This window comes from Terriglobia bacterium, assembly GCA_020072565.1.
In the GTDB taxonomy this organism is placed as follows: Bacteria; Acidobacteriota; UBA6911; order UBA6911; family UBA6911; genus JAFNAG01.
In genome coordinates this window covers 23,156-44,226 of sequence record JAIQGI010000040.1, presented here as the reverse complement: position 1 = coordinate 44,226, position 21,071 = coordinate 23,156, and the positions used below count along the sequence as shown (strand labels likewise).

At 58.4% G+C, this 21,071-nt stretch carries 16 protein-coding genes; 13 read left to right on the top strand and 3 right to left on the bottom strand.

Going from position 1 to position 21,071, the window contains the following annotated elements:
* The first annotated feature begins 34 nt into the window (after nt 1-34).
* From kdpF to LAP85_21235, 5 genes are read left to right on the top strand one after another with little or no spacing between them, the layout of a single operon-like run.
* A complete protein-coding gene (gene kdpF, locus LAP85_21255; protein MBZ5498934.1) occupies nt 35-118 on the top strand; it encodes a K(+)-transporting ATPase subunit F in 84 nt (27 codons plus the stop codon).
* Nucleotides 119-128: 10 nt separating this feature from the next.
* Nucleotides 129-1,922, top strand: a complete 1,794-nt coding sequence (kdpA, locus tag LAP85_21250; protein MBZ5498933.1) for a potassium-transporting ATPase subunit KdpA — start codon at nt 129-131, stop codon at nt 1,920-1,922.
* A 10-nt stretch (nt 1,923-1,932) separates the two neighbouring features.
* Nucleotides 1,933-4,062, top strand: coding sequence for a potassium-transporting ATPase subunit KdpB (kdpB, locus tag LAP85_21245; protein ID MBZ5498932.1), 2,130 nt, complete (start codon nt 1,933-1,935; stop codon nt 4,060-4,062).
* Nucleotides 4,063-4,073: 11 nt separating this feature from the next.
* Nucleotides 4,074-4,655 carry a potassium-transporting ATPase subunit KdpC gene (kdpC, locus tag LAP85_21240; protein MBZ5498931.1) on the top strand — a complete coding sequence of 194 codons (582 nt, stop codon included), beginning with the start codon at nt 4,074-4,076 and terminating at the stop codon, nt 4,653-4,655.
* Nucleotides 4,656-4,699: 44 nt separating this feature from the next.
* Entirely contained in the window at nt 4,700-6,349 is a 1,650-nt protein-coding gene (locus LAP85_21235; protein ID MBZ5498930.1) for an outer membrane beta-barrel protein, read from the top strand.
* A gap of 45 nt (nt 6,350-6,394) precedes the next feature.
* Here the strand turns inward: LAP85_21235 and LAP85_21230 are convergent, their stop codons facing one another.
* Nucleotides 6,395-7,189: a DUF4118 domain-containing protein gene (locus tag LAP85_21230; GenBank protein MBZ5498929.1), complete on the bottom strand. Its 795-nt coding sequence runs from the start codon at nt 7,187-7,189 to the stop codon at nt 6,395-6,397.
* Between the two features lie 360 nt (nt 7,190-7,549).
* Here LAP85_21230 and LAP85_21225 point away from each other — a divergent pair, with 360 nt between their 5' ends.
* The 7 genes from LAP85_21225 to LAP85_21195 all read left to right on the top strand — a co-directional run bounded on the left by LAP85_21225 (nt 7,550) and on the right by LAP85_21195 (nt 17,891).
* Complete coding sequence (locus LAP85_21225) at nt 7,550-8,638, top strand: hypothetical protein (protein MBZ5498928.1); 1,089 nt, start codon at nt 7,550-7,552, stop codon at nt 8,636-8,638.
* A gap of 3 nt (nt 8,639-8,641) precedes the next feature.
* Nucleotides 8,642-9,751 (top strand): histidine kinase, encoded by a 1,110-nt coding sequence (locus LAP85_21220; protein MBZ5498927.1) that lies wholly within the window; start codon nt 8,642-8,644, stop codon nt 9,749-9,751.
* A 131-nt stretch (nt 9,752-9,882) separates the two neighbouring features.
* Nucleotides 9,883-10,083 carry a hypothetical protein gene (locus LAP85_21215; protein ID MBZ5498926.1) on the top strand — a complete coding sequence of 67 codons (201 nt, stop codon included), beginning with the start codon at nt 9,883-9,885 and terminating at the stop codon, nt 10,081-10,083.
* 14 nt (nt 10,084-10,097) lie between these two features.
* The gene (locus tag LAP85_21210) at nt 10,098-11,165 is read left to right on the top strand and encodes a class I SAM-dependent methyltransferase (protein MBZ5498925.1); all 1,068 of its coding nucleotides are present in this window, start codon (nt 10,098-10,100) and stop codon (nt 11,163-11,165) included.
* Nucleotides 11,166-11,770: 605 nt separating this feature from the next.
* Entirely contained in the window at nt 11,771-12,196 is a 426-nt protein-coding gene (locus LAP85_21205) for a hypothetical protein (GenBank protein MBZ5498924.1), read from the top strand.
* Nucleotides 12,197-12,198: 2 nt separating this feature from the next.
* Nucleotides 12,199-14,883, top strand: a complete 2,685-nt coding sequence (locus LAP85_21200; GenBank protein ID MBZ5498923.1) for a protein kinase — start codon at nt 12,199-12,201, stop codon at nt 14,881-14,883.
* Nucleotides 14,884-14,981: 98 nt separating this feature from the next.
* Nucleotides 14,982-17,891, top strand: coding sequence for a protein kinase (locus tag LAP85_21195; GenBank protein ID MBZ5498922.1), 2,910 nt, complete (start codon nt 14,982-14,984; stop codon nt 17,889-17,891).
* A gap of 51 nt (nt 17,892-17,942) precedes the next feature.
* On the opposite strand, the gene LAP85_21190 is transcribed toward LAP85_21195, so the two are convergent.
* Both LAP85_21190 and LAP85_21185 read right to left on the bottom strand, forming a co-directional pair.
* Nucleotides 17,943-18,545 carry a hypothetical protein gene (locus LAP85_21190; protein ID MBZ5498921.1) on the bottom strand — a complete coding sequence of 201 codons (603 nt, stop codon included), beginning with the start codon at nt 18,543-18,545 and terminating at the stop codon, nt 17,943-17,945.
* Nucleotides 18,546-18,931: 386 nt separating this feature from the next.
* Complete coding sequence (locus LAP85_21185) at nt 18,932-19,612, bottom strand: NAD(P)-binding domain-containing protein (protein MBZ5498920.1); 681 nt, start codon at nt 19,610-19,612, stop codon at nt 18,932-18,934.
* Nucleotides 19,613-19,830: 218 nt separating this feature from the next.
* Between LAP85_21185 and LAP85_21180 the strand changes: the two genes are divergently transcribed.
* Nucleotides 19,831-20,919, top strand: a complete 1,089-nt coding sequence (locus LAP85_21180) for a hypothetical protein (GenBank protein MBZ5498919.1) — start codon at nt 19,831-19,833, stop codon at nt 20,917-20,919.
* Nucleotides 20,920-21,071 lie beyond the last annotated feature (152 nt).

Genomic DNA, 21,071 nt, shown 5'->3' with positions numbered 1-21,071 from the left:
ACTAAGGCGTGCGACAAGCTCTAGGAGGCGATCCATGGACTACCTCATCGCGGGTTTTGTCTGCATTTGTCTCTTGGCCTACCTGATTTATGCATTGCTCCGTCCGGAGCGATTCTGAGGCAAATGCCATGACCAGCGCTGCCGTTCTGCAGATCGGGATCTTTTTTGGGCTTGTGCTTGCCTGCACGAAACCGATGGGCGCCTATATGGCGTGTGTCTTTCAAGGGAAGCGCACGATCCTGCACCCCCTTTTGCGATGGCTCGAGGTGCTGACCTATCGGATGATCGGTGTGCGTGAAGAGGTCGAGCAGCGCTGGACGCAGTACACCGCTTCGCTCCTGAGTTTCAGCATCTTCGGCTTTTTGATCGTGTATTTCCTGCAACGCGCCCAGCGGTTCCTGCCGTTTAACCCGCAACACTTCAATGCCGGAAACGTGAGCCCGGATCTCGCCTTCAATACGGCAGTGAGCTTCGTCACCAACACAAACTGGCAGGCATACAGCGGAGAGTCCACTCTGAGCTATTTTGTGCAGATGGCGGCCCTGACGGTCCAGAACTTCGGTTCGGCTGCCGCAGGGATAGCCATCGCCATCGCGGTCGTGCGCGGTTTCGCGCGCCAGACCTGCAAGACCATCGGCAACTTCTGGGTGGACGTCACGCGCGCCACCGTGTACGTCCTCGTGCCGCTTTCCATCGTCGGCGCCCTCTTCCTGTGCTCGCAGGGGGTGATTCAGAATCTCAAGCCTTACACCGTTGTGACCACGCTCGAGGGTGCCAAACAGATCATTGCTCAGGGGCCGGTCGCGTCTCAAGAAGTGATCAAGGAGCTGGGCACGAACGGCGGCGGCTTTTTTAACGCCAACTCCGCTCACCCGTTTGAAAATCCCACACCGTTGACGAACATGTTCGAGATGTTCCTCATCTTTCTCATTCCGGCGGGTTTGACCTACACGTTCGGACGCATGGTTCGGGACACGCGCCAGGGTTGGGCGATTTTTGCCGCTTTCTCCATCATGTTCCTGATCGGCGTATTCGTGCTCTATGGGTTCGAGCAGGCCGGCAATCCGATTCTGGCCAGGCTCGGGCTTCAGACGGCCGCCACGGCAGGACAGCCGGGGGGGAACATGGAAGGAAAGGAAGTACGCTTTGGCATTGCCGGCTCGGCCACATTTGCGACCGTCACCACCGACGCGAGCTGCGGGGCAGTAAACACGATGCACGACAGCCTGACGCCCATCGCCGGGCTCGTGCCACTGTTCAACATTATGACGGGAGAGGTCATTTTCGGGGGTGTCGGAGCCGGGATGTATGGCATTTTGCTCTATTGCATTCTAGCCGTATTCATTGCCGGTCTCATGGTGGGGCGGACGCCCGAATACCTGGGGAAGAAAATCGAGCAGAAGGAAGTCAAGATGGCAATGCTCGCGGTGATCGCAACCGCTTTCAGCATCCTGGTTTTTAGCGCCCTCAGCTCCATGATGCCGTTCGCCAAAAACGGATACTGGAACCCTCCGGGCCCTGCGATTGCCAACATCGCCAACGGGGGTCCGCACGGGCTCAGCGAAATCCTGTACGCATACGTGAGTGGCACGGGCAACAACGGAAGCGCCTTTGCCGGTCTGAACGCCAATACGCCCTGGTACAACCTGACCATCGGATTTGCCATGCTCATCGGCCGCTTTCTGTTCCTGATCCCGCTGCTCGCGGCTGCCGGCAGTCTCGCGGCAAAAAAGAAGGTGGCGTTCACAAGCGGCACGTTCCCGACGCATGGGCCCCTTTTTGTCGGACTCCTGGTGGGCACAGTATTGATCGTCGGTGCACTCACCTTCTTTCCTGCGCTGTCACTAGGGCCAATCGTGGAGCACTACCTCATGCACAGCGGCAAGCTCTTTTCCATTTCCCTGGCGATGCTTCCGCTCTGAGGAGATTGTCATGTCTACGCTGACGACGCTACCCAGACCGGCCAGGCAGCTTCCGCAGGATGATTTCAAGTCCCTCCTGCCCAGGAAGCTGGTGCGCGCCCGCCCTTTGTTTGACCCCGAGATCATTCGCAGAGCGACCCTGGCTTCTTTTGCGAAGCTGAATCCGATCGCGCTCATGAAAAATCCGGTGATGTTCGTGGTCGAAACAGGCGCGGCGCTCACGACGGTTTTCGTCGTGCGTGATGTGGCTACCGGGGCGGCAGGAATCGGGTTCTCCGTGCAGATCGCACTTTGGCTCTGGTTCACCGTGCTGTTTGCCAACTTTGCCGAGGCAATGGCCGAGGCGCGCGGAAAGGCTCAGGCGGACAGCTTGCGAAAGACCAAGACGGACGCAGTCGCCAAACGGGTGCTTTCCAACGAGAGGGTCGAACAGGTCGCAGCCTCCGCGTTGCGTTCCGGCGATGTTGTGATCTGTGCAGCAGGCGAACTGATTCCCGGTGACGGGGAAGTGATTGACGGCATTGCGACTGTCGATGAATCGGTGATTACGGGAGAGAGCGCGCCTGTAATCCGTGAATCCGGCGGCGACCGCAGTGCGGTCACGGGAGGCACGAAGGTACTTTCAGACCAAATCAGGATTCGGATCACTTCGAACCCCGGCGAGACTTTCCTCGACCGCATGATCGCCCTGGTCGAGGGCGCGGAACGCCAGAAAACGCCGAATGAGATCGCACTCAACATCCTGATTGCCGGCCTGACGTTGATTTTTCTGCTCGCAGTCGTCACGCTCGGGCCGTATTCCATGTTCAGCGTCGCGCAGGCGGGGTCAGGGACGGTTCCGGGCGTGGCGGTCCTTGTTTCCTTGCTGGTCTGCCTCATCCCGACCACGATCGGCGGCCTGTTGTCGGCCATCGGGATCGCCGGCATGGATCGCGTCATGCAGCACAACGTCCTGGCAATGAGCGGCAAGGCGGTGGAGGCGGCCGGAGATGTGAACTCGCTGCTGCTCGACAAGACCGGCACCATCACGCTCGGCAGCCGACAAGCCGTCGAATTTCAGGCGGTCCAGGGTGTTACCGAGAAGGAACTGGCTGATGCGGCACAGTTGTCCAGCCTCGCGGATGAAACACCTGAGGGGCGCTCGATCGTGGTGCTGGCGAAGGAGAAATACGGCCTGAGGGGCCGGCACATTCCCGAGCACGATGCGAACTTCATCCCGTTCTCGGCGTATAGCCGGATGAGCGGGGTGGACTTCGCGGATCGCCATCTTCGCAAGGGTGCTACCGACGCGATCTGCAAATTCGTATCCGAGCGTGGCGGGGCCATCCCCGCGAATTTCCAGGAAATGAGCGACCGCATCGCCCGCAATGGCGGGACACCGCTCGCAGTCGCAGACGGCAAGCAGCTGCTCGGCATCATTCACCTCAAAGACGTCGTGAAGGGCGGGATGAAGGAGCGCATAGCCCGGCTGCGCCGGATGGGCATTCGCAGCGTGATGATCACCGGTGACAACCCCCTGACTGCGGCCGCGATTGCCGCGGAAGCAGGCGTGGATGATTTCCTGGCCCAGGCGACTCCGAAAGATAAGCTGGAGTATATCAAAAAGGAACAGGCTGCAGGACGCCTGGTCGCCATGACCGGAGACGGAACGAACGACGCCCCGGCACTCGCGCAAGCTGATGTCGGCGTAGCCATGAATACCGGCACGATGGCCGCCAAAGAGGCGGGCAACATGGTGGATCTCGACAGCAATCCCACCAAGCTGATCGAAATCGTCGCCATCGGGAAGCAGCTCCTGATCACCCGCGGCGCCCTGACGACTTTCTCCATCGCAAACGATGTCGCGAAGTACTTTGCGATCATCCCTGCGATGTTCATGGCGACCTACCCGGCATTGGGCAAGCTGAACATCATGGGATTGCACACGCCTCAGAGCGCCGTCCTCTCGGCCGTGATTTTCAACGCGCTGATCATTATCGCACTGGTTCCACTCGCACTGCGCGGCGTGAGGTACCGGCCGGTTGACGCGGCCAGCCTGCTGCGCTGGAATCTTCTGATATATGGCATCGGCGGCATCATCGCTCCGTTTCCAGGCATCTGGGTCATCGACCGCCTGCTGGCAGTGTTGCATCTCGCGTAGGAGGAATCGCAATGTGGAAAGAATTGTTGCCGGGACTCCGAATCAAGTTGCTGATGACGGTGTTGCTGGGCGTCGTGTATCCATTGTCAATAACCGGAATCTGCCACCTGGCATTTCCCCATCGGGCCAACGGCAGCCTCATCAGCGCCGGTGGCAAAATGATCGGCTCGGAACTGATCGGTCAGAGTTTTACCAGGCCGGAATATTTCCACCCCCGGCCCTCCGCCGCTGGCGACAGCGGCTATGACGCGACCGCCTCCGGCGGATCGAATTATGGGCCCACGAATCAGAAACTCATGGAACGGGTCGAAGCTTCGGTTTCGGCTTTTCGAAAAGAGAACCCCGAGTACCGCGGACCCATACCTGCCGACCTGGCGACTGCTTCGGCCAGCGGCCTCGATCCGCACATCAGTCCTGATTCCGCGCGGGCACAGGCGTCCCGTGTTGCGCGCGCCCGCGGTGTGTCTGTCGATCAGGTGGAGCGCTTGATCGTCCAGTTCACGGAGGCTCCGGATTTCCATTTGCTTGGTGAGCCGCGGGTTAACGTGCTCAAGCTGAATCTGGCCCTGAATCAACAAGTCCCGGGGCGCTAGGTGCCCCTGGCTGGAATGAGTCGTATTCCTGAGAGGATATTTTCATGTTTCTACACACGCGGAACCTTCGCCTTCAGTTTATCATCTGTTTCCTCGCCTCGTTATTTTGGCACTCACCCTGCTTTGGACAAGGAGACAGCTCAAGGGATCAGCAGGCGGGCGCCGCTGATCAACAGATTCCACCTGCGATTGCCAGACAGATCGAGGCCTTGGAGCGGCGCATTGAACAGCTCGAAGCGGAATTAGCGAAGAGAAAGGCGCAAGACAGAAACTCGTCAGGGAATTCCGCGCCGGAGACGGATGCTACGACGCAAGCTGCTTCACTCCCAACTCCGGCACCAGGGGTCAAACAGGATTCTGCCTCATCCATGCAAGCACAAAGTGAAACCACGCCTGCACGCTCCGCATCCGGTCAGGCCGAGAAAAAGAAGGCAGCGGAGCCGTTCGCCTTTGCGGATTTTACCTGGTTGAACGGCAACCCTCGCACCAAGGACGTGCCGATGGACACGAAATTCTTCACTCCGGAAATTCGGTTTGACGCGGCCTACATCTACGACTTCAACCACCCTGCAGACGACACGATCGGCGGATCGGCCGAAGTGTTTCGAGCCCAGGAATTCCAACTCACACAGCTTGGCGTCGGCGGCGACTTTCATTTCGACAACGTCCGCGGCAGGTTGATGACGCAGTTTGGCATGTATTCACAGACGCAACCTCGAAATGATGCCAGCCCCGCGCGGGGCCAATGGGGCCTCGACGGCGCCTACCGCTATCTTGCCGAGGCCTACGGCGGATATCACTTCGACAAGATGCATGGAATCAACGTGGACGCCGGAATTTTCCTGTCCTACATCGGCCTCTTCAGTTGGTATAACTTCGATAATTGGGCATATCAGCCGTCCTATGTTTCTTCCAACACGCCTTTCTTCTTCAATGGGATGCGGTTCCAGTTTTTTCCAACTGAGAAGTTTAAGATTGAGGCGTGGTTGATCAATGGTTGGCAGTCCTATGGACGGTTCAACGACCGGCCGGGACTGGGATTCCAAATTGCATATCGGCCCACTGGTTCCATTTCGTTCGTCGCCAATGGGTACGGAATCGGAACCGACACTCTGGGAGTGTCAGGACGTGTGCGCTATCACTCAGATAACAGCCTGGAGATCAAGTACTACGACAGTCCAGAGAAACTTCTCGACAAAATGGCGTTCTCGCTTACCGGCGATATCGGTTGCGAGCATGGCGGTAGCGTGAGCTGTTCTGGCAATACGGCGGCTGGACCCAAGCAGAGTTTTTTGGGCTTCATGATCTACGACCGCGTCTGGTTCCACGAGGATCGGTTCGGTCTGACGCTTGGGGGTGGAAAGATCAACAACCCGGGACGCTATCTGGTATTGCTGCCGCCCATCAATGGCGCGACGGCGTCCTCTGGGACGCCCTACTTTAGGCAAAATCCAGGGGACCCGTTCAAGGCCTGGGATGCTTCAGCCACCTTCGATTACATGCCCCGCCAGTACATTACTTTTCGCTGTGAGTTCGACCATCGAGCAGCCAATGTGCCGTATTTCTCCGGAGCAGGCGGCATTACCCCTCCGGGCGGCAATACCAGCGGCCCCGGCTCCTTGGTGCCTGGTTGGACGCCGGACCTCCGCAAGATCGAGAACCGGTTCAATCTGGCCATTCTCGTGAAATTCTAGCGCAGTTGCAGAGAAGGGCCTCGGTGTGTGCGAGAAGGGGCAGGATCAGACCTGCGTCCTTATGTTTTTTTCAGCCTCTGCCAGTTGGATGGCAAGGAGGATCGCGGCGTCGGAAAGTACGCGGCGTGTTTCTGCGTCCGCGGGCCTGCCGTCTCCCCAGAGGTCCAACCAGCCGAATTGGTGGCTTCCAACGACGAGAGCCAGCCGCGCCCCTTCCTTTGGAAACGGAAGGTCTCGGGGTGAGAGGTCACTCTCCCCCGTCTTCCGAGGAAGCAGCCATAGAGGCGAGAGGACCTTCACAGGCACGCGCGAGATTGCTTCCCCTTGCTGAAAAGCGGCCAGCACGGAGTTGCGCTCGTCGCGGATGGCTGCGGCTGCGAGAGGACAAGCGATACGGGCGGCGTCGAGGATCTGGCCGAGCCGCGACTGGAGCTGATCAGAACTTTCCAGCCCCGTGATGGCGGCGTGGAGCAGATCGAGCTGCCGCCGGGCGGAGCTTATCTGGGCCACCCTCTCTTCACGTTGCGAGCCCAGCGTCGCGGCGACAAGGCCGCACAGGGTGAGTCCAAAGAATGCGATGATATCGTGCTTGTCCGCAATCGTAAGCTGCAGATACGGCTGCGTCAGGAAAAAATCGAGGCTCGCGGCAGAGCACAAAGCCGTCGCCACCGCGGCCCGGAGCCCGCCGTATTCGGCAATCAGGATCGTCAGGACTATGAAAATGAAACTGAAATTAGAAGCCGAGGTGAAGCCCCGCAGGGGCACGAGTGCCATTCCCAGCAGAATTGCTGCGAGCGGCCCGGCGCCCAGAAAGAACATGGTCTCGGTTTTCTGCTGCATATTGCCGCCTGCTATTGCGAAAGCCGGCCTGCGTTCGCGCGCATGAGGCCCGAAACGCCGCCGGACTATGAGTTTTTTGGTACACGTCGACTCGCGCGTCGTCCACCTGAATCAGATTTGCGTCCGGTACGACATGACTCATGTGGGTGCCGATTTCCAAACCGGCGTGCCAGCGAGCGCTGAAATCAACGGACATAGCATAACATGCATTCGAGGTGAAGAACGAGCCTGTGCACTATAAGAACTGGGCCCCGAATACGCCAGGTGCCACTCCACACACTGTGTCGAATTGCGAGTTTCTAAAAGGAAAAGGGATATACTTGCCTCATGGGGTGAGCAGTTGCGTGCTGGAGAATGCCTATGGGCGAAAAGGGTCGTAAGACGCCCGATGAACTTCTGCGCGAGGTCCAGGACGAGGAAGAGTCTTCCGCAAGAGGGCACCTCAAGGTTTTTCTCGGATATGCCTCCGGGGTCGGGAAGTCATTTCGCATGCTGGACGAAGCTCGGCGTCGTCACGAGCGGGGACAGGATGTCGTCGTCGGTGCGGTCCAGCCACGAGTTCCTTCCGAGGTCGTGACGCTGATGAAAAAGCTCGAGGTGATACCTCTCAGGACCTTCGGTGATGGGGCCTCGATTGATGTCGACGCCATCATTCGCCGGCACCCTGCCGTCTGTTTCATTGACGGTCTGGCCTACGACAATCCCCCGGGCCTACGAAACCCGACACGCTGGCAGGATGTCCAGGACCTTACCAGGGCCGGAATCAAAGTGATCGGATCCATCAACATCCAATACATCGACGAGTTGCGGGAGCAGGTGGAGGCAATCACCGGCAAACATGTGAACCAGACGGTGCCGATCTCATTCATTAAGAGCGCCGAGGAAATCGAGATTGTCGATGCGCCGCCCGAACAGCCGCTCGAGCGCTCACCTGAGGAACAAGGCGACGCTGAAATCCGGGCGCAAAAGCTCTTGAAGCTCCGGGAAATGGCATTGGTACTTGCGGCAGACGTCGTCGATTATCAGTTGACTGAGTACCTGAAGCGCCATGGCATCAGACAGCAGTTCGCCACGCAGGAACGTATCCTTGTGTGCATGACACCACGTGCGAACATACGCGAGATGCTCGAAACCGCCGGCATCATCGCAGCCAGATTCCACGCTGAGACCGTCGTCGCATATGTGAAGCAGCCCAATCTCTTGCCTGCGGATCACGAGGCGCTCGAAGTGAAGCTGGCCATCGCCCGGGCGGCAGGCGCCGCGATCCAGATTCTGGAGGGAGAGGATCAGGTCGAAACGCTTCTCGAATTTGCCAGGCTGCGAGGCATCACGCAACTCTTCATCGGACATACCCAGCAATCGGGCCTTCGGGCGCGCATGTGGGGCGATCCGGTCGACAAACTCATCCGTCGTTCGCAGGGCATGGACGTGCGGATTTTCCCGCAATAGCAAATGGCCGAAACCGAACGTGGAAAACTGAAAGTATTCATAGGATACGCAGCCGGGGTCGGCAAGACCTACAAGATGCTCGAGGAAGCGCAGGCGCTGAAATCCCAGCATCTTGATGTGGTCATCGGTTACTTTGAACCCCATGGGCGCAAAGACACCATTGCCAAAACGGAGGGGCTGGAGATCGTTCCCCGGCAGGCCATCTCGTATCGCGGCTCCGTCTTCGAGGAGATGGACACCGATGCGATTCTGGCCAGGCGTCCTCAAATCTGTGCGGTCGATGAATATGCCCACACTAATGTGCCGGGATCGGAACGAGTGAAGCGTTGGGAGGACATCGAGGTATTGCTCAGCGCTGGAATTCACGTCCTGACGACGATGAACATCCAGCACCTCGAGAGTCTGAATGACCAGATCCGGCAGATCACCGGCATACGCGTGCGTGAAACCATCCCCGACTGGGTTGTAAATCGGGCCGACGAGATAGTGATTGTCGATCTCACGCCGCGAGCCTTGCTGCACCGCCTTGAGCGCGGCGTCATCTACGACCGCGAAAAGGCTGAACGCGCCCGGGAGAACTTTTTCCGGGAATCGAATCTTGTGGCCCTGCGCGAGCTGGCCCTGCGTGAGACCGCCCACGAGTTGGAACACCGTGTCGTGGCGGATGGCGGCATGGGTAGCGGGGAAGGTCAGGAGGGCCAACAAAAGCGTCACAAAGTCGTTCTTCTGGCGACGGCGGACCCGCAGACCGCCATGCTGATACGCCGTGCCAAACGCATGAGCGATTTCCTTGCGGCGGAGTGTTTTGCGGTAGCCATTCAGCCGTCAGGCGATTTGAGCAGCCTGCCGGATTCCGATCGCGACCGGATCGAGCGACACCTGAACTTTGCGCGCAACCTGCGCATTGAGACCCGAATCCTCGAGGGCAAAGACGTGGCGCCGGCCCTGGTCGATTTCGCGCGTCGCAATCAGATTACGCAGATCTTTCTCGCCCGCCCCTCGGAGCGCGTGCGGGTGCCCTGGTTGTCCCACCATCTGGTGCAAAGGATCGTCAGCCTCGCCCGGGACATGCAGATCGTGATCGTCTCGGAACGCGATCCGACACCGGTCTAGCCGACTTTTTGTCGGCCCATGGGGCCGGCGCAACTTCGTCGCGACGCAAACAGGAATTTTGGCGGGTTTCGTTAAATGATCGGCCGCGGGCCAGTCCGAAAAGTGGAGCCGCCTCGGCCGAGCAAAAGTGGATGGCGCACATCGATATCTGCGGCCCACCTTCGAATGAGGTGCAGAGCAAGCTGATGACACGGCTTTCCGTCTCCGCCTATTCCCTTTTTTTCCACCTGAAACGGAGCTATTCTTCTCGCGCCGATGAAAAACAATCCCTGCCATTCGTTAGCATTGCCGGCGCGATGGCGGTTTCTGTGTCCATAGAGGAAATACCGTAACCGAAGGCAGAACCATGGAAGATTATCAAAGTTCGTTTAACGCCATGAATCATGAGCAACGCATTGAGTTCGCTAAGAAGATATTTCCGCTTATTGGAAAGTACTGTAATGAAAACAGGCAGTATTACATCGATATATGGCCAATCGCTGAAGATTCGGGATTCAATGTAGTGGCATCGGATTATTACTCTCCCATACCATTCAAGAAGGATCTTGATACGGCTGTTCCAGGGGAATATGTGGTAGATCCCGGGCTGCTGGATTTCGATATTGAAGAACAAAAGGAGTATTTCTCAAAGTTGACGATCTACCAGAGAGAATTATTGGATGTTCCATTCAAACTCGAGAAGAGTGCCGAGTTTTTCTGGGTAAACGGGATGTTTCCCGTTTCTGATTCCTATTTGTATTACTCAATAATTCGAAAAGAGAGGCCTCTGCGGATCATCGAGGTCGGCTCAGGACAGTCGACGTTGATCGCCCTCAGGGCGCTGGGCAAGAACGGGACCGGCAGGATTTCCTGTATCGAGCCGAATCCCGATCAGAATTTCAACAATCATTTGAGAAAAATCTCGGCCGCGAATTACGCACTTATCATCGATGAGCTGCAGAATGTCCCGCTATCGTATTTCCAGGAACTGAATGAAAACGATATTTTGTTCATTGACAGCTCGCATGTGGTCAAGTCCCAATCGGATCTGATTTACCTTTTTTTCGACATAATTCCCGCGCTGAAACGCGGAGTCGTAATTCACTTTCATGACATTTTTCTTCCCTACGATTATCCGACGAGTTTCTTCCGTTATTACAAGAGGTTTTTTAATGAAGAATATTTTCTTGCGGCTTTTTTGATCAACAACAGCATGTTTCATACATTATTTTCCAATTACTATTTCCTGTGGAAGGAAACTGAGTTTTATCTGGCGGAAATGAGTGCCTTGCTTGAGTCCATAGAGAAATCCGCAGTGGAAACCGGTGAAAAGTTCTCTGCCAGAGCTCTGTCTTCCTCGGAGGAAATGCCGCTTTGTTCTTATGTGATGGGAGGGAGCTACTGGATGAAAAGAGAGTTGGTTCCTGCATCATAGTCCTCTTCCCAGTCAGGCTGAAAACCTGCCGGCTTTGGGAACGTGTCTGCCTTTAGCCCGGAGTATTCATGAATGTGCGACCCAAATGCAGCTTTGGACGCGGAAAAACGCGGATCGACGCCGACGGTTCGGTCTTGGTCCGCGTCGAATTCTGTCGTTTTTCACGGGCGTGCGGTTCTCCTTCATGACGAATTCAGGTTAGACGGTGCGACTCCTGCGAAATGCAGGGCAAATCCGTCTGAGCAGCAATTGAGATTGCCAACTTCTGAAACGAGAGGATATAATCTCTTTCACGTCAAGTATTTTCCCGTCAGTTCTTGCCGAAACTGATTGCGCGCCGAGCCCGGCGGGCCGCCTGGAGGCCTGAGGGCAAGGAGAAATCATGTGCACGCGGAGAGGGCCGGGCAAGAGCCGACAAGCGGTTCCTCCCGCCGCTTCAACGGGAGGGTTGATGGCTTTGAACCATTGAACCACCCAAGATTCGAGGGCATTGCTCTGGATCGATTTTCGATGGCGCAGGATGAGAACATAGTGACGGGTCCCCTTACCTGTAGAGGCGTGGATTTGGCTTCTCACCTTTTGAAGGCATAGGCATGGAGGAAGTGATGTCGAGAGCTGGAAACGACGTGAATGGGTATGTGGAGGACGTATTATCGCTCTGTTTGGTGGCATTTGGCCTCGGAGTCAAACTCACGCCAGTGGAGACAGACGCAGTCGCAGCCTTGAAAGACCGCTACCGGCCCCATTTTTTGAAGATCTTTGCCGCCGATCCCGATTTGCTCGAGGATTGCCAGAAACGCAAATACCTGATGTCCCACGCGCGTAAGGTCGGGGTAGCGGCACGGACTATCGTGGAGGCTGAGGGGCTGGAGTCCATTGATGCCGATGTGGCTCTGGCGGCGGCACAGGAAGTAGAGGGAGAGGCGCTCGAACGCATCAGGAGACTGGTCTCGACGCCGGACTTTGCTGCCAGGGCCCAATTCTGTCCGACTGAGAAATCGAAGATCGCACGGTCCGGGCGCGCGGGGTAGGCGTGGAAAGAAGCCGGGAGCCGACTCAAAGCGATCTGCGGCCGCCGAACCTGATCACGTCTCGTTGGACCTGGGCTTGCATAGGCATTGCCTCCGCGAAAGCCCTCGTGGGAATAGCCGGATTTGCCTGGGGCTATACCAGAGGGATATCCTCATCCACGAGTCCGTTTCCGCCGGGTGTTTTCTTTGCCCTTGTGCTTGCGTATGCAACGGCGGCCGGCCTGCTGATTTTCGCGGGGAGGCGCGACTCCAGGGCGGTCAACCTCGGTGTGGTGTTTCTTGCCACCGCGGCCACATTTGCCGACTTCCTGATCCACCGGCTTTTCACCCTCGCACCCGCAATTCCGGATGTGGCCATTGCTTCGGTCCTCGCACTGCAGCCTTCCGCCTTCATCGCCTATTTTCTTTGGCTGTTTGTGCGGGATTTTCCACGAGGGGAAATGCCGGTTCCGGCACGAGGCATTTTCCGGGTTGCGCTGAGATTGTCATTGGTTGCCGGCACGGTCCTGTTTCTGGCCAGCTTCTTGTGGGAGACCGGATTATTCACCGGCAGCTCAACCCGGTTTGCGTTCCTGGCGTCGCTCCTGGACCGTAGGTCCGAAAACAACTATTATTGGCTGGTTCTGTTCGCGCTGATACTGCCGGCGCTGCTTTTTGCCGTTTGGAAAGCCCGGCGAGGTCGCGTCGAGGAGCGCCGCAGGGTGGGGCTTTTCATCGCCGGCATCATCATCGGTTCCGCCCCCCTTCTGAGCATCACTCTGCTGGAAGTGTTGATCCCGGCTTTCAGGGAGCGCATGTACGTTCGCTCCACCATGCTCCTCAGCGGCATTCTGGTTTTCCCCTTTCTCCTGTCCATTCCGTTTACGACCACTTATTCCGTCCTGGTCCATCATGTTCTTGATATCAGAGTCATCGTCCGCAAGGCCATCCAATATGCGCTGGCGCGGTATACGATACTGGCTGTTGCCGGGCTCCCGATTATGGTGTTATTGGCGTATCTATACGGGCACCGGGACGAGACCATCACCAAGCTGCTGTCCGGCTGGCGGCCGCTCGAGCTTGTTGCCGGAACCGGGCTGGGGTTGATTGCCTACCGGTTTCGGCGAGTAGTCTTCGATGCGATTGACCGCCGATTCTTTCGTGAGCATTATGAGGCGCACCATATTCTCGCCGCGCTCGTCGACAGTTGCCGTGAGGCCAGGAGTTCCCAGGATCTGGCATCTCGACTCAGTGCTGAAATTGATTGCGCGCTTCACGTCGAGACTCTGGCGATTCTCCTTCTGGATGAGTCGAATCGCCAGTTCAAGCCTTCCTCTGGGAGAGTGCGACCGCTGAGTTTGACCACGCGCCTGCCGGGGCTGATCGAGACCGGGGCCCAGCCGCTGGATGTTGACCTGGAGGACGTGAATTCTCCGCTGCGGCGCCTCCCGTTGGAAGACCAGCAATGGCTGGCGGACGGCGCGTTCCGCCTGATTGTTCCTATCATCTCCTCCAACGGGACGGCAGTTGGCCTCCTCGCACTCGGTGAAAAGAAGAGCGAACTGCCCTTTTCCAGGGAGGACCGGCTTCTGTTGCGTGCGATCGGCGCTTCGGCCGCCCTGGTGCTGGAAAACCGGCTGGCGCGCACTTCCTCACAAGGTACGGCGATTTCGCCTCCTCCGGGACTGCGGACGTCAATGGCAGGCGAATCCGGATCTGCCGCGGAAGAGTGCGCAGCCAAATGTCGAATCTGCTTCAGCATCCAGCCGCTGCAGGGGGAGCGCTGCAGCTTGTGCGGCGGGCAGTTGGAGCCGATCTCGCTTCCGTATCTCCTGTTGGGCAAGTTCCGTCTCGAAAAGGAAGTGGGCGCCGGCGGCATGGGAGTTGTATATCGCGCGCTGGATCTTGCTCTTCAGCGCGCGGTCGCACTCAAGACCCTCCCGACCGTGTCGCCGGACCGATCCGTCAGCCTGCGCCGCGAAGCGCGGGCGATGGCGGCAGTCATGCATCCCAACCTGGCCCTGATCTTCGGGGCTGAAACCTGGCGGGGCATTCCGATACTGATCTTCGAATTCCTCGAGGGCGGCACGCTTGCCGACCGCCTGATGCGGGAGCGCATCGAGCTGGCTGAGGTCATCCGTCTCGGAATCACATTGGCCGGTGTGTTGGACAAGATCCATTCCAATGGGATTCTCCACCGCGACATCAAGCCCAGCAACATCGGGTACACGATCGACTACACTCCGAAACTGCTGGATTTCGGCCTCGCCCGGATTATGGGTGACGCGCCTGGGGAGCAGCGCCTCAGGCGGGCCGGCATCAAAGCATCCTCATCTTCCACCACAGTCACGGTTCCCATGCCGGGCCGGGATTCTCTGATTTCACGGGATGGCATCGCCGGGACGCTCAGATACCTCTCGCCGGAGGCGGTAAACCACAAACCGCCTCATGTCTCCTTCGATATCTGGAGCCTTTCAATCGTACTTTTCGAAGCCATCGCGGGAAGACACCCTTTGGCGGGCACCACGGCCTCGGAAGCTCTGCGGATGATCTCGCTCGCAAAGATCCCCGACATTCGCGAGTTCCTTCCCGCTTGTCAGGAGAGTCTGGCGCTATTTTTCCGTGCGGCACTCGCCAGAGATCCGGCGCGTCGCCCCGCGCACGCCGTGGATCTCCGGGCCAAACTTACAGAGTTGCTGCGCGGATGAGCGGAATAATCCCGTGAACGCCAAGACTCCAGGAAAAACTGCTTTATAATAAGTTCAATTTGCCTTTCACAACATCACATGCCGCAGCGGAGGCGCGCATGCCCGAGATCGGCCAGACCATTTCGCATTACCGGATCGTTGAGAAGGTGGGCGGTGGAGGGATGGGTGTGGTTTACAAGGCAGAGGACACAAAGCTCCGCCGATTCGTCGCCCTGAAATTCCTCGCGGAAGCAGTGTCCAAGGATCCACACACCATGGAAAGGTTCCGGCGTGAAGCCATCGCGGCTTCGGCGCTGAATCATCCCAACATCTGCACGATCCATGAAATCGATGAGTACAAGGGCCAGGACTTCATCGCCATGGAGTTGCTGGAAGGGAAGACGCTGAAGCAGCGCATCCTCGGCAAGCCGCTTCAGACAGATGAGATTCTCAATCTGGCGATTCAAATTGCCGATGGTTTGGATGCGGCCCACGCCCAGGGGATCGTGCACCGGGATATCAAGCCCGCGAATATCTTTGTCACCAAACGGGGCCATGCCAAGATCCTCGACTTTGGCCTGGCCAAGCTCGCGGCGGAATGGCGTGAAGCGGCGGAGGCGCCTTCGCAGATGGCGACTATGGAGGCAACCGAGGAACAATTCACCAGCCCCGGCACTGCCGTCGGCACGGTCGCCTACATGTCGCCCGAGCAAGCGCTGGCTGAGGAGCTGGATGCCCGGACCGATTTGTTTTCTTTCGGTGTGGTGCTTTACGAAATGGCAACGGGCGTGCTGCCGTTCCGCGGGACATCTTCGGCGGCGACTTTCGATGCCATCCTTCACAAAGCTCCCACAGCACCGGTCCGCATTAATCCGGACCTGCCCGACGAGCTGGAACGCATCATCAATAAAGCGCTGGAGAAGGACCGCAAGCTACGTTACCAGACCGTGGCAGACATGCGGGCCGATTTTGAGCGCCTGAAGCGGGATTCGGATTCCAGGCGCTCGGCTGCAATCGGCGCGCCTGTTCCCGGCACAGGAGCGTCGGCCGCCCCGGCAAGCGGGGATGCGGCTCCTGTCGGGGGCATACCTGCGGGCGGGACAGCCGTTTCAGCAATGGCCCCAGGCAGAGCGAGACGGTGGAATTGGTACATCCCTGCGGCCGCTGCAGTTATGATTCTGGCCATCGCGGGCCTCTGGTATTTCCGGCGCGCCCCCGCGCTCACCGAGCAGGACACCATCCTCCTGGCCGATTTCATGAACACCACGGGAGACTCAGTTTTCGATGGGACGCTCAAAGAGGCACTGGCGGCCAATTTGCTGGAGTCCCCGTTCCTGAATATCTACCCCGATGACAGGGTGCGGGAAACGCTGCGACTCATGGACCGGCCCGCGGACACGCGCATCAGCAACGAAATCGGGCGGGAGATCTGCCTGCGTCAGGGCTTGAAGGCAATGATCAGCGGCTCGATCGCGGCCTTGGGAAGCACGTACGCCATTCAATTAAAGGCTGTCGAACCCCAATCGGGAAGTGTCCTGGTCATGGAGCAGATCGAGGCTGCAAGCAAAGAAGCGGTTTTGCCCCAACTCCGCAGAGCTGCAGCGAATCTGCGGAGGAAGCTCGGCGAGCCGCTGAGCACGATGAAAAGATTCAATGCTCCGCTGGAACAGGCGACGACGTCATCGCTGGAAGCCCTGAGAGCCCTCGTAATGGGAAACGAAATCCGTGATAAGGGAAAGTATGCGGATGCCATCGTTTTCTACAAGCGCGCTACGGAGCTGGATGCCAACTTCGCCACTGCGTACGCGACCCTAGCCACCACGTACGGCAACATGTTCCAGAGCAACCTGAGCCGGCAGGCAATCCAGAGGGCGTTCGAGCTGCGGGAGCGTGTAAGCGAAAGAGAGAGACTGCGGATCGAATGCTATTATCACTTCATTTTCAACGGAGATCTTCATCGGGCCATAGAGGCAGCGAAGCTCTGGAAGCAGACTTACCCGAAGGACGCGGTAGCTCATAATACTCTTGCCGTCCGCTACTTCCGGTTGGGCCAGATTGAAATGGCTCTGGCAGAAGCCGGCGAAGCTCATCGCCTCCAGCCATCCCTTGTGCTCGCAGGCAATCTGGCCAGATACTTTCTGCGGCTCAATCGGTTCCAGGAAGCCGAGGAGATATGCAACCGGATCTTTTCCCAGGAAATGGGCGGCGAAACTCGGCCGCATGAGGTGAAATATCAAATCGCCGCCATTCGCGGGGATCCCGGGGGAATGTCTCAGGAGATCCAATGGCTTTCAGGAAGGAATGATGAGTACCTCGGATATGTTTGGGAGGGAGATGCGGCCGCCTTCTCCGGTCAGTTGAAAAAGGCCCGGTCCCTGCTTTTGCAGGCAGCCGATCTGGCAGAGCGGCGCGGCGCTCGAGACAACGCAGGGTCCTATGCTGCTGAGATAGCTATGGTAGAGGCCGCCTTCGGCCATTGCGGGGGAGTGACGGAGGAGACCGTAAGAGCGCTGGCTCTATCCAAGGAGGGCGCCCGGGCGAATTCCCTCTATGCTCTGTCCCTTTGCGGCAAGGTGGACGATGCCAAGTCGCTGGCCGACGAATGGAAAAAACAGATCCGACCGCTCGACACAGTGGAAAATGAGATCAACTATCCTATTGCCCAGGCTTTGATGGAACTGCAGCGCCGCAACTACGGGACCGTCATCCGGGTTCTGCAGCCTGTGCTGCGATATGAGCGCGCCGCCGGATTCCAGGCGATGTTTTTGCGCGGTCAGGCCTACCTGGCCTTGGGTGACGGCAAAGCAGCCTCAGTCGAATTCCGCAAGATTCTGGATAACCGAGGCCTCGACCCGGTCTCGTTTCGATACCCCCTGGCACACCTCTACCTTGCGCGCTCAGCCAGGCTAGCGGGTGACATAATGGGAAGTCGGCAATCATACCAGGATTTCCTCAAACTCTGGATGGACGCAGATCCCGACATCCCGATCCTGAAGGAAGCCAAAGCCGAATACGCCAGGCTGCAATGATTGGAATTGCCTGATGAGGCAGTCATGAACGGTCCATCCTCTTCCCTCTCCTTAACTCACACGAATTGAATCCCGGAGGGCGGCCCGGACCAGATTCCTGATCCAGACGCTCATCTTGAGTTTGCGCGCCACATCGGGCCAGAACTCCTTGAGCACGTCGAACGCGGCATCCGACGCCAGGTTGATTCCCATGCTGGCGAAATTCCCGCCAACCCCCACATCGGCACCGGCGGCGGCGTAATAGGCGCTCGAGAGTGATGTGGCAAGGACCGTGCCCACGATCTTGGATCTGTTGAACTCGGACCTGCCCGAATCGGACCGGGTGATAACGACCCGGCTCAACGCGTAGCCAAGCCGCGCGCCGCGGGTGCCATGGTCGAGCGGAATATAACGGGGGTCCTGGTGGAAAATGGCCGGGAACAGGTAGGCATTGAAAAAGGTGAAATTGACCTCGTCGGCGATATTGAGGCCATCCCTCCGGGCCAGGCCGGCGGCGCCCCCACCCAGATACGAGCGGTCTCCAATGGCAAGGGAGAAGCCGGCGTCCAGGATCAGGGAGAGGTGGGTTTCCCAATTATACAGGTCGCGCACGAACAGGCTGCGCTTCTCCTGAGGGGTAAGCGGCCGCCAGTTCGCGGCGCTCAACTCGATCAAATGCGGCCTCTGGGGCCTGGGCCGGGCAGGTCGGGTGGATGCGGATTGCGCCCCCGGGCGCGGCCAAACGCCTGCCGTGCCGCATGCATCCCAAAACAACACCTGCCTGGCCGCACCCGAACCGATTCCCGACGAGTCCCACCCACCGTTGCAGCCCTGCAACCTGAACGCAGGGCATCCGGGTGCGTGCCTGCATGACTCGGGCTCGATTGGGTCGGTGGCAAACTGCCGGCAATGGGCCGTCAACGGAACGAAGACGAAAAAAAGTACCCCGACCACTCTGTTCACCGTCTCAACCCCTTCGTACGCGACGGGCGAGTCCGAATTTTATGTCAGTAGTGGAGACAGCAGGTCAAAATCCACTGCAGATCCGGATCCGGAGCCGCTCACTTCCTCAAAAGCTTGAACGCGTGGTTCCAGCGGTCCTCGCGCAGGCCCGGTATGCACCAGAGCATGCACAGGGGCTCTATGGCTCGCGCCGCTTCGATTTCCCCCATGTCTTCGACGTCCCATCCAAAGCGATCGAGGATCTCCCCGGCTTCCTCCTTGGCACCGGCGTCATGGCCGCAGATAAACATGGTCGGGCGAACACCGGCGAAATCGGGATTCACCATAAAGGCGTTCCCGACGCAGGAAAAGGCCTTGACGAAGCGGGCCGTGGGGATTCTGTGCTGGAGCCTCTCCATCAGCGATTCGTTCGTGCCCGTGAAAAACGAGAGTACGCCGTTCACGGGCGGTTTGTCGGCGATGGGATTGGTGGCGTCAATCACGGTTTTGCCCGCCAGGGCGGCGGCGTCGCACTGGTCGAGGACCGACTCCGCGGCTGATCCCTTCACGGCCAGCATGATGAGTTCGCCGAAGCGCGCAGTCTCGGCGAAGGTTCCCGTGCGCGCGCGGGAGCCGGCGCGCTTTTTCCAGTCCGCGAGTTTGCCCGGGTCGCGGGAGCCGCGCATTACCTCGTAGCCATGTTTGAGCAGTCCATCGGCAAGAACCTCGCCGACGGTTCCGGAGCCAAGGACACCAATCTTTTTCATTTCTCCCTCCTCAGGCAGCAAGGAGGCCGGCATCCGGCCGCCGTCCTGCACAGCCCATTCATCAAGTATGCACCGCCGCCGCGACTACGACAAAGCCGGCGAGCAATGGCCGCCAGGGAATTCCGCAACCGGTGGGAGTTTTTTCACTTATAATGAAACTAATCTATTTGCAGTCAGAACCCTCGCGACGGGAATGTGGGGCGCTGCAAAATGTGGAATGATGCCAGCTTCTTTATTGTGCGGGGAGAGTGATGAAACTCGGTTCACGGATTGCTCCTTGGGTGTTTATCCTGTGCACGGCTTGTTCCCAGACGCCAGGCGGATCGGGAGGTTACAAAATCGCGTTCACGCCGAGCCGCACCGGGCAATTCGGCATTTTTACCATGAACTCCGATACCACCGGGTCCAAGCTTCTCGCGCCCGATCAGATGGCACAACTCCGGTTTGCCTCATGGTCGCGCGACGGGAAGAAGATCGCCTTCTTCACCGCGCGCACCCAGGACGCGGAGATCCTGAAAAGGTACCGCCTCCCCTATCAGTATCTTCTGTACACAATGGATGCAACGGGCGGCAACCAGAAGCGGCTCCTTGATTTTCCCGTGCTTGATTTCGCCTGGGCGCCGGATTCCCGGCAGCTGTTTTTCATCTCGGCGTATGAAAGCCCCGACCGCGACGATCCGGAGGTTCTAGCCGCGACCAAGGCTCCCCTGAACTCGGTCTACGTACTCGACCTGCAGACCGGCGCACAGATGCGGTTGCCGGGGTCCGGACGCAACCCATCCGCTTGTTGGGCGCCAGATGCCAGGCGCCTGGCAGTCAGCTACGGGGATCCGGACAACGGGGGTATCTACGTGATAACCTCCGATGGAAGGCACAGCAGCCGCCTGACGGATTCCCCGACCATCGATGTTCGGCCCAAGTGGTCGCCTGACGGAAAATACATCGCCTACGTGGCCGTTGCAAAGACGGAGGCGGATGCCAAGGATGCCGGTGTCTGGGTGATCGGGGCAGACGGCACCGGCAGAAAAAAGGTGACCGACGAGGTGGTCTTCTTTCCCACCTGGTCTCTCGACAGCCGCATGCTCCTGCTGCAGTCGGACAACGGGGTGCGCCTGGTCGATCCCGACGGGAAGAGGCAGGATGTCCTCCTTTCGGCGAGATTGCGCCGCGTAGTGAATGCCATCTTCACCCCCGACAGCAAAGGAGTGATGTTCTGCTCCGACGACGAAGGCGCCTGGAACATATACTCCATCGGCCTGGATGGGCAAAACCGCAAGAAGATCACCGGCAAGACGAACTCATCCAATTTCTGCCTGTCGCCGATGCTGTCAGGCCGCTGACGGCACGCACCTGCCAAAACGGGGAAGGATTCCGCTTTCACCATAGCGATGGGCGGAAACAGATCGCGAAGGAAACCGAGAATTGGCATCGGGTTCAGGCGATGATGGCACGTTTCCTGGAAACGGGCTGAGACGCCATCCCATTGGAATTA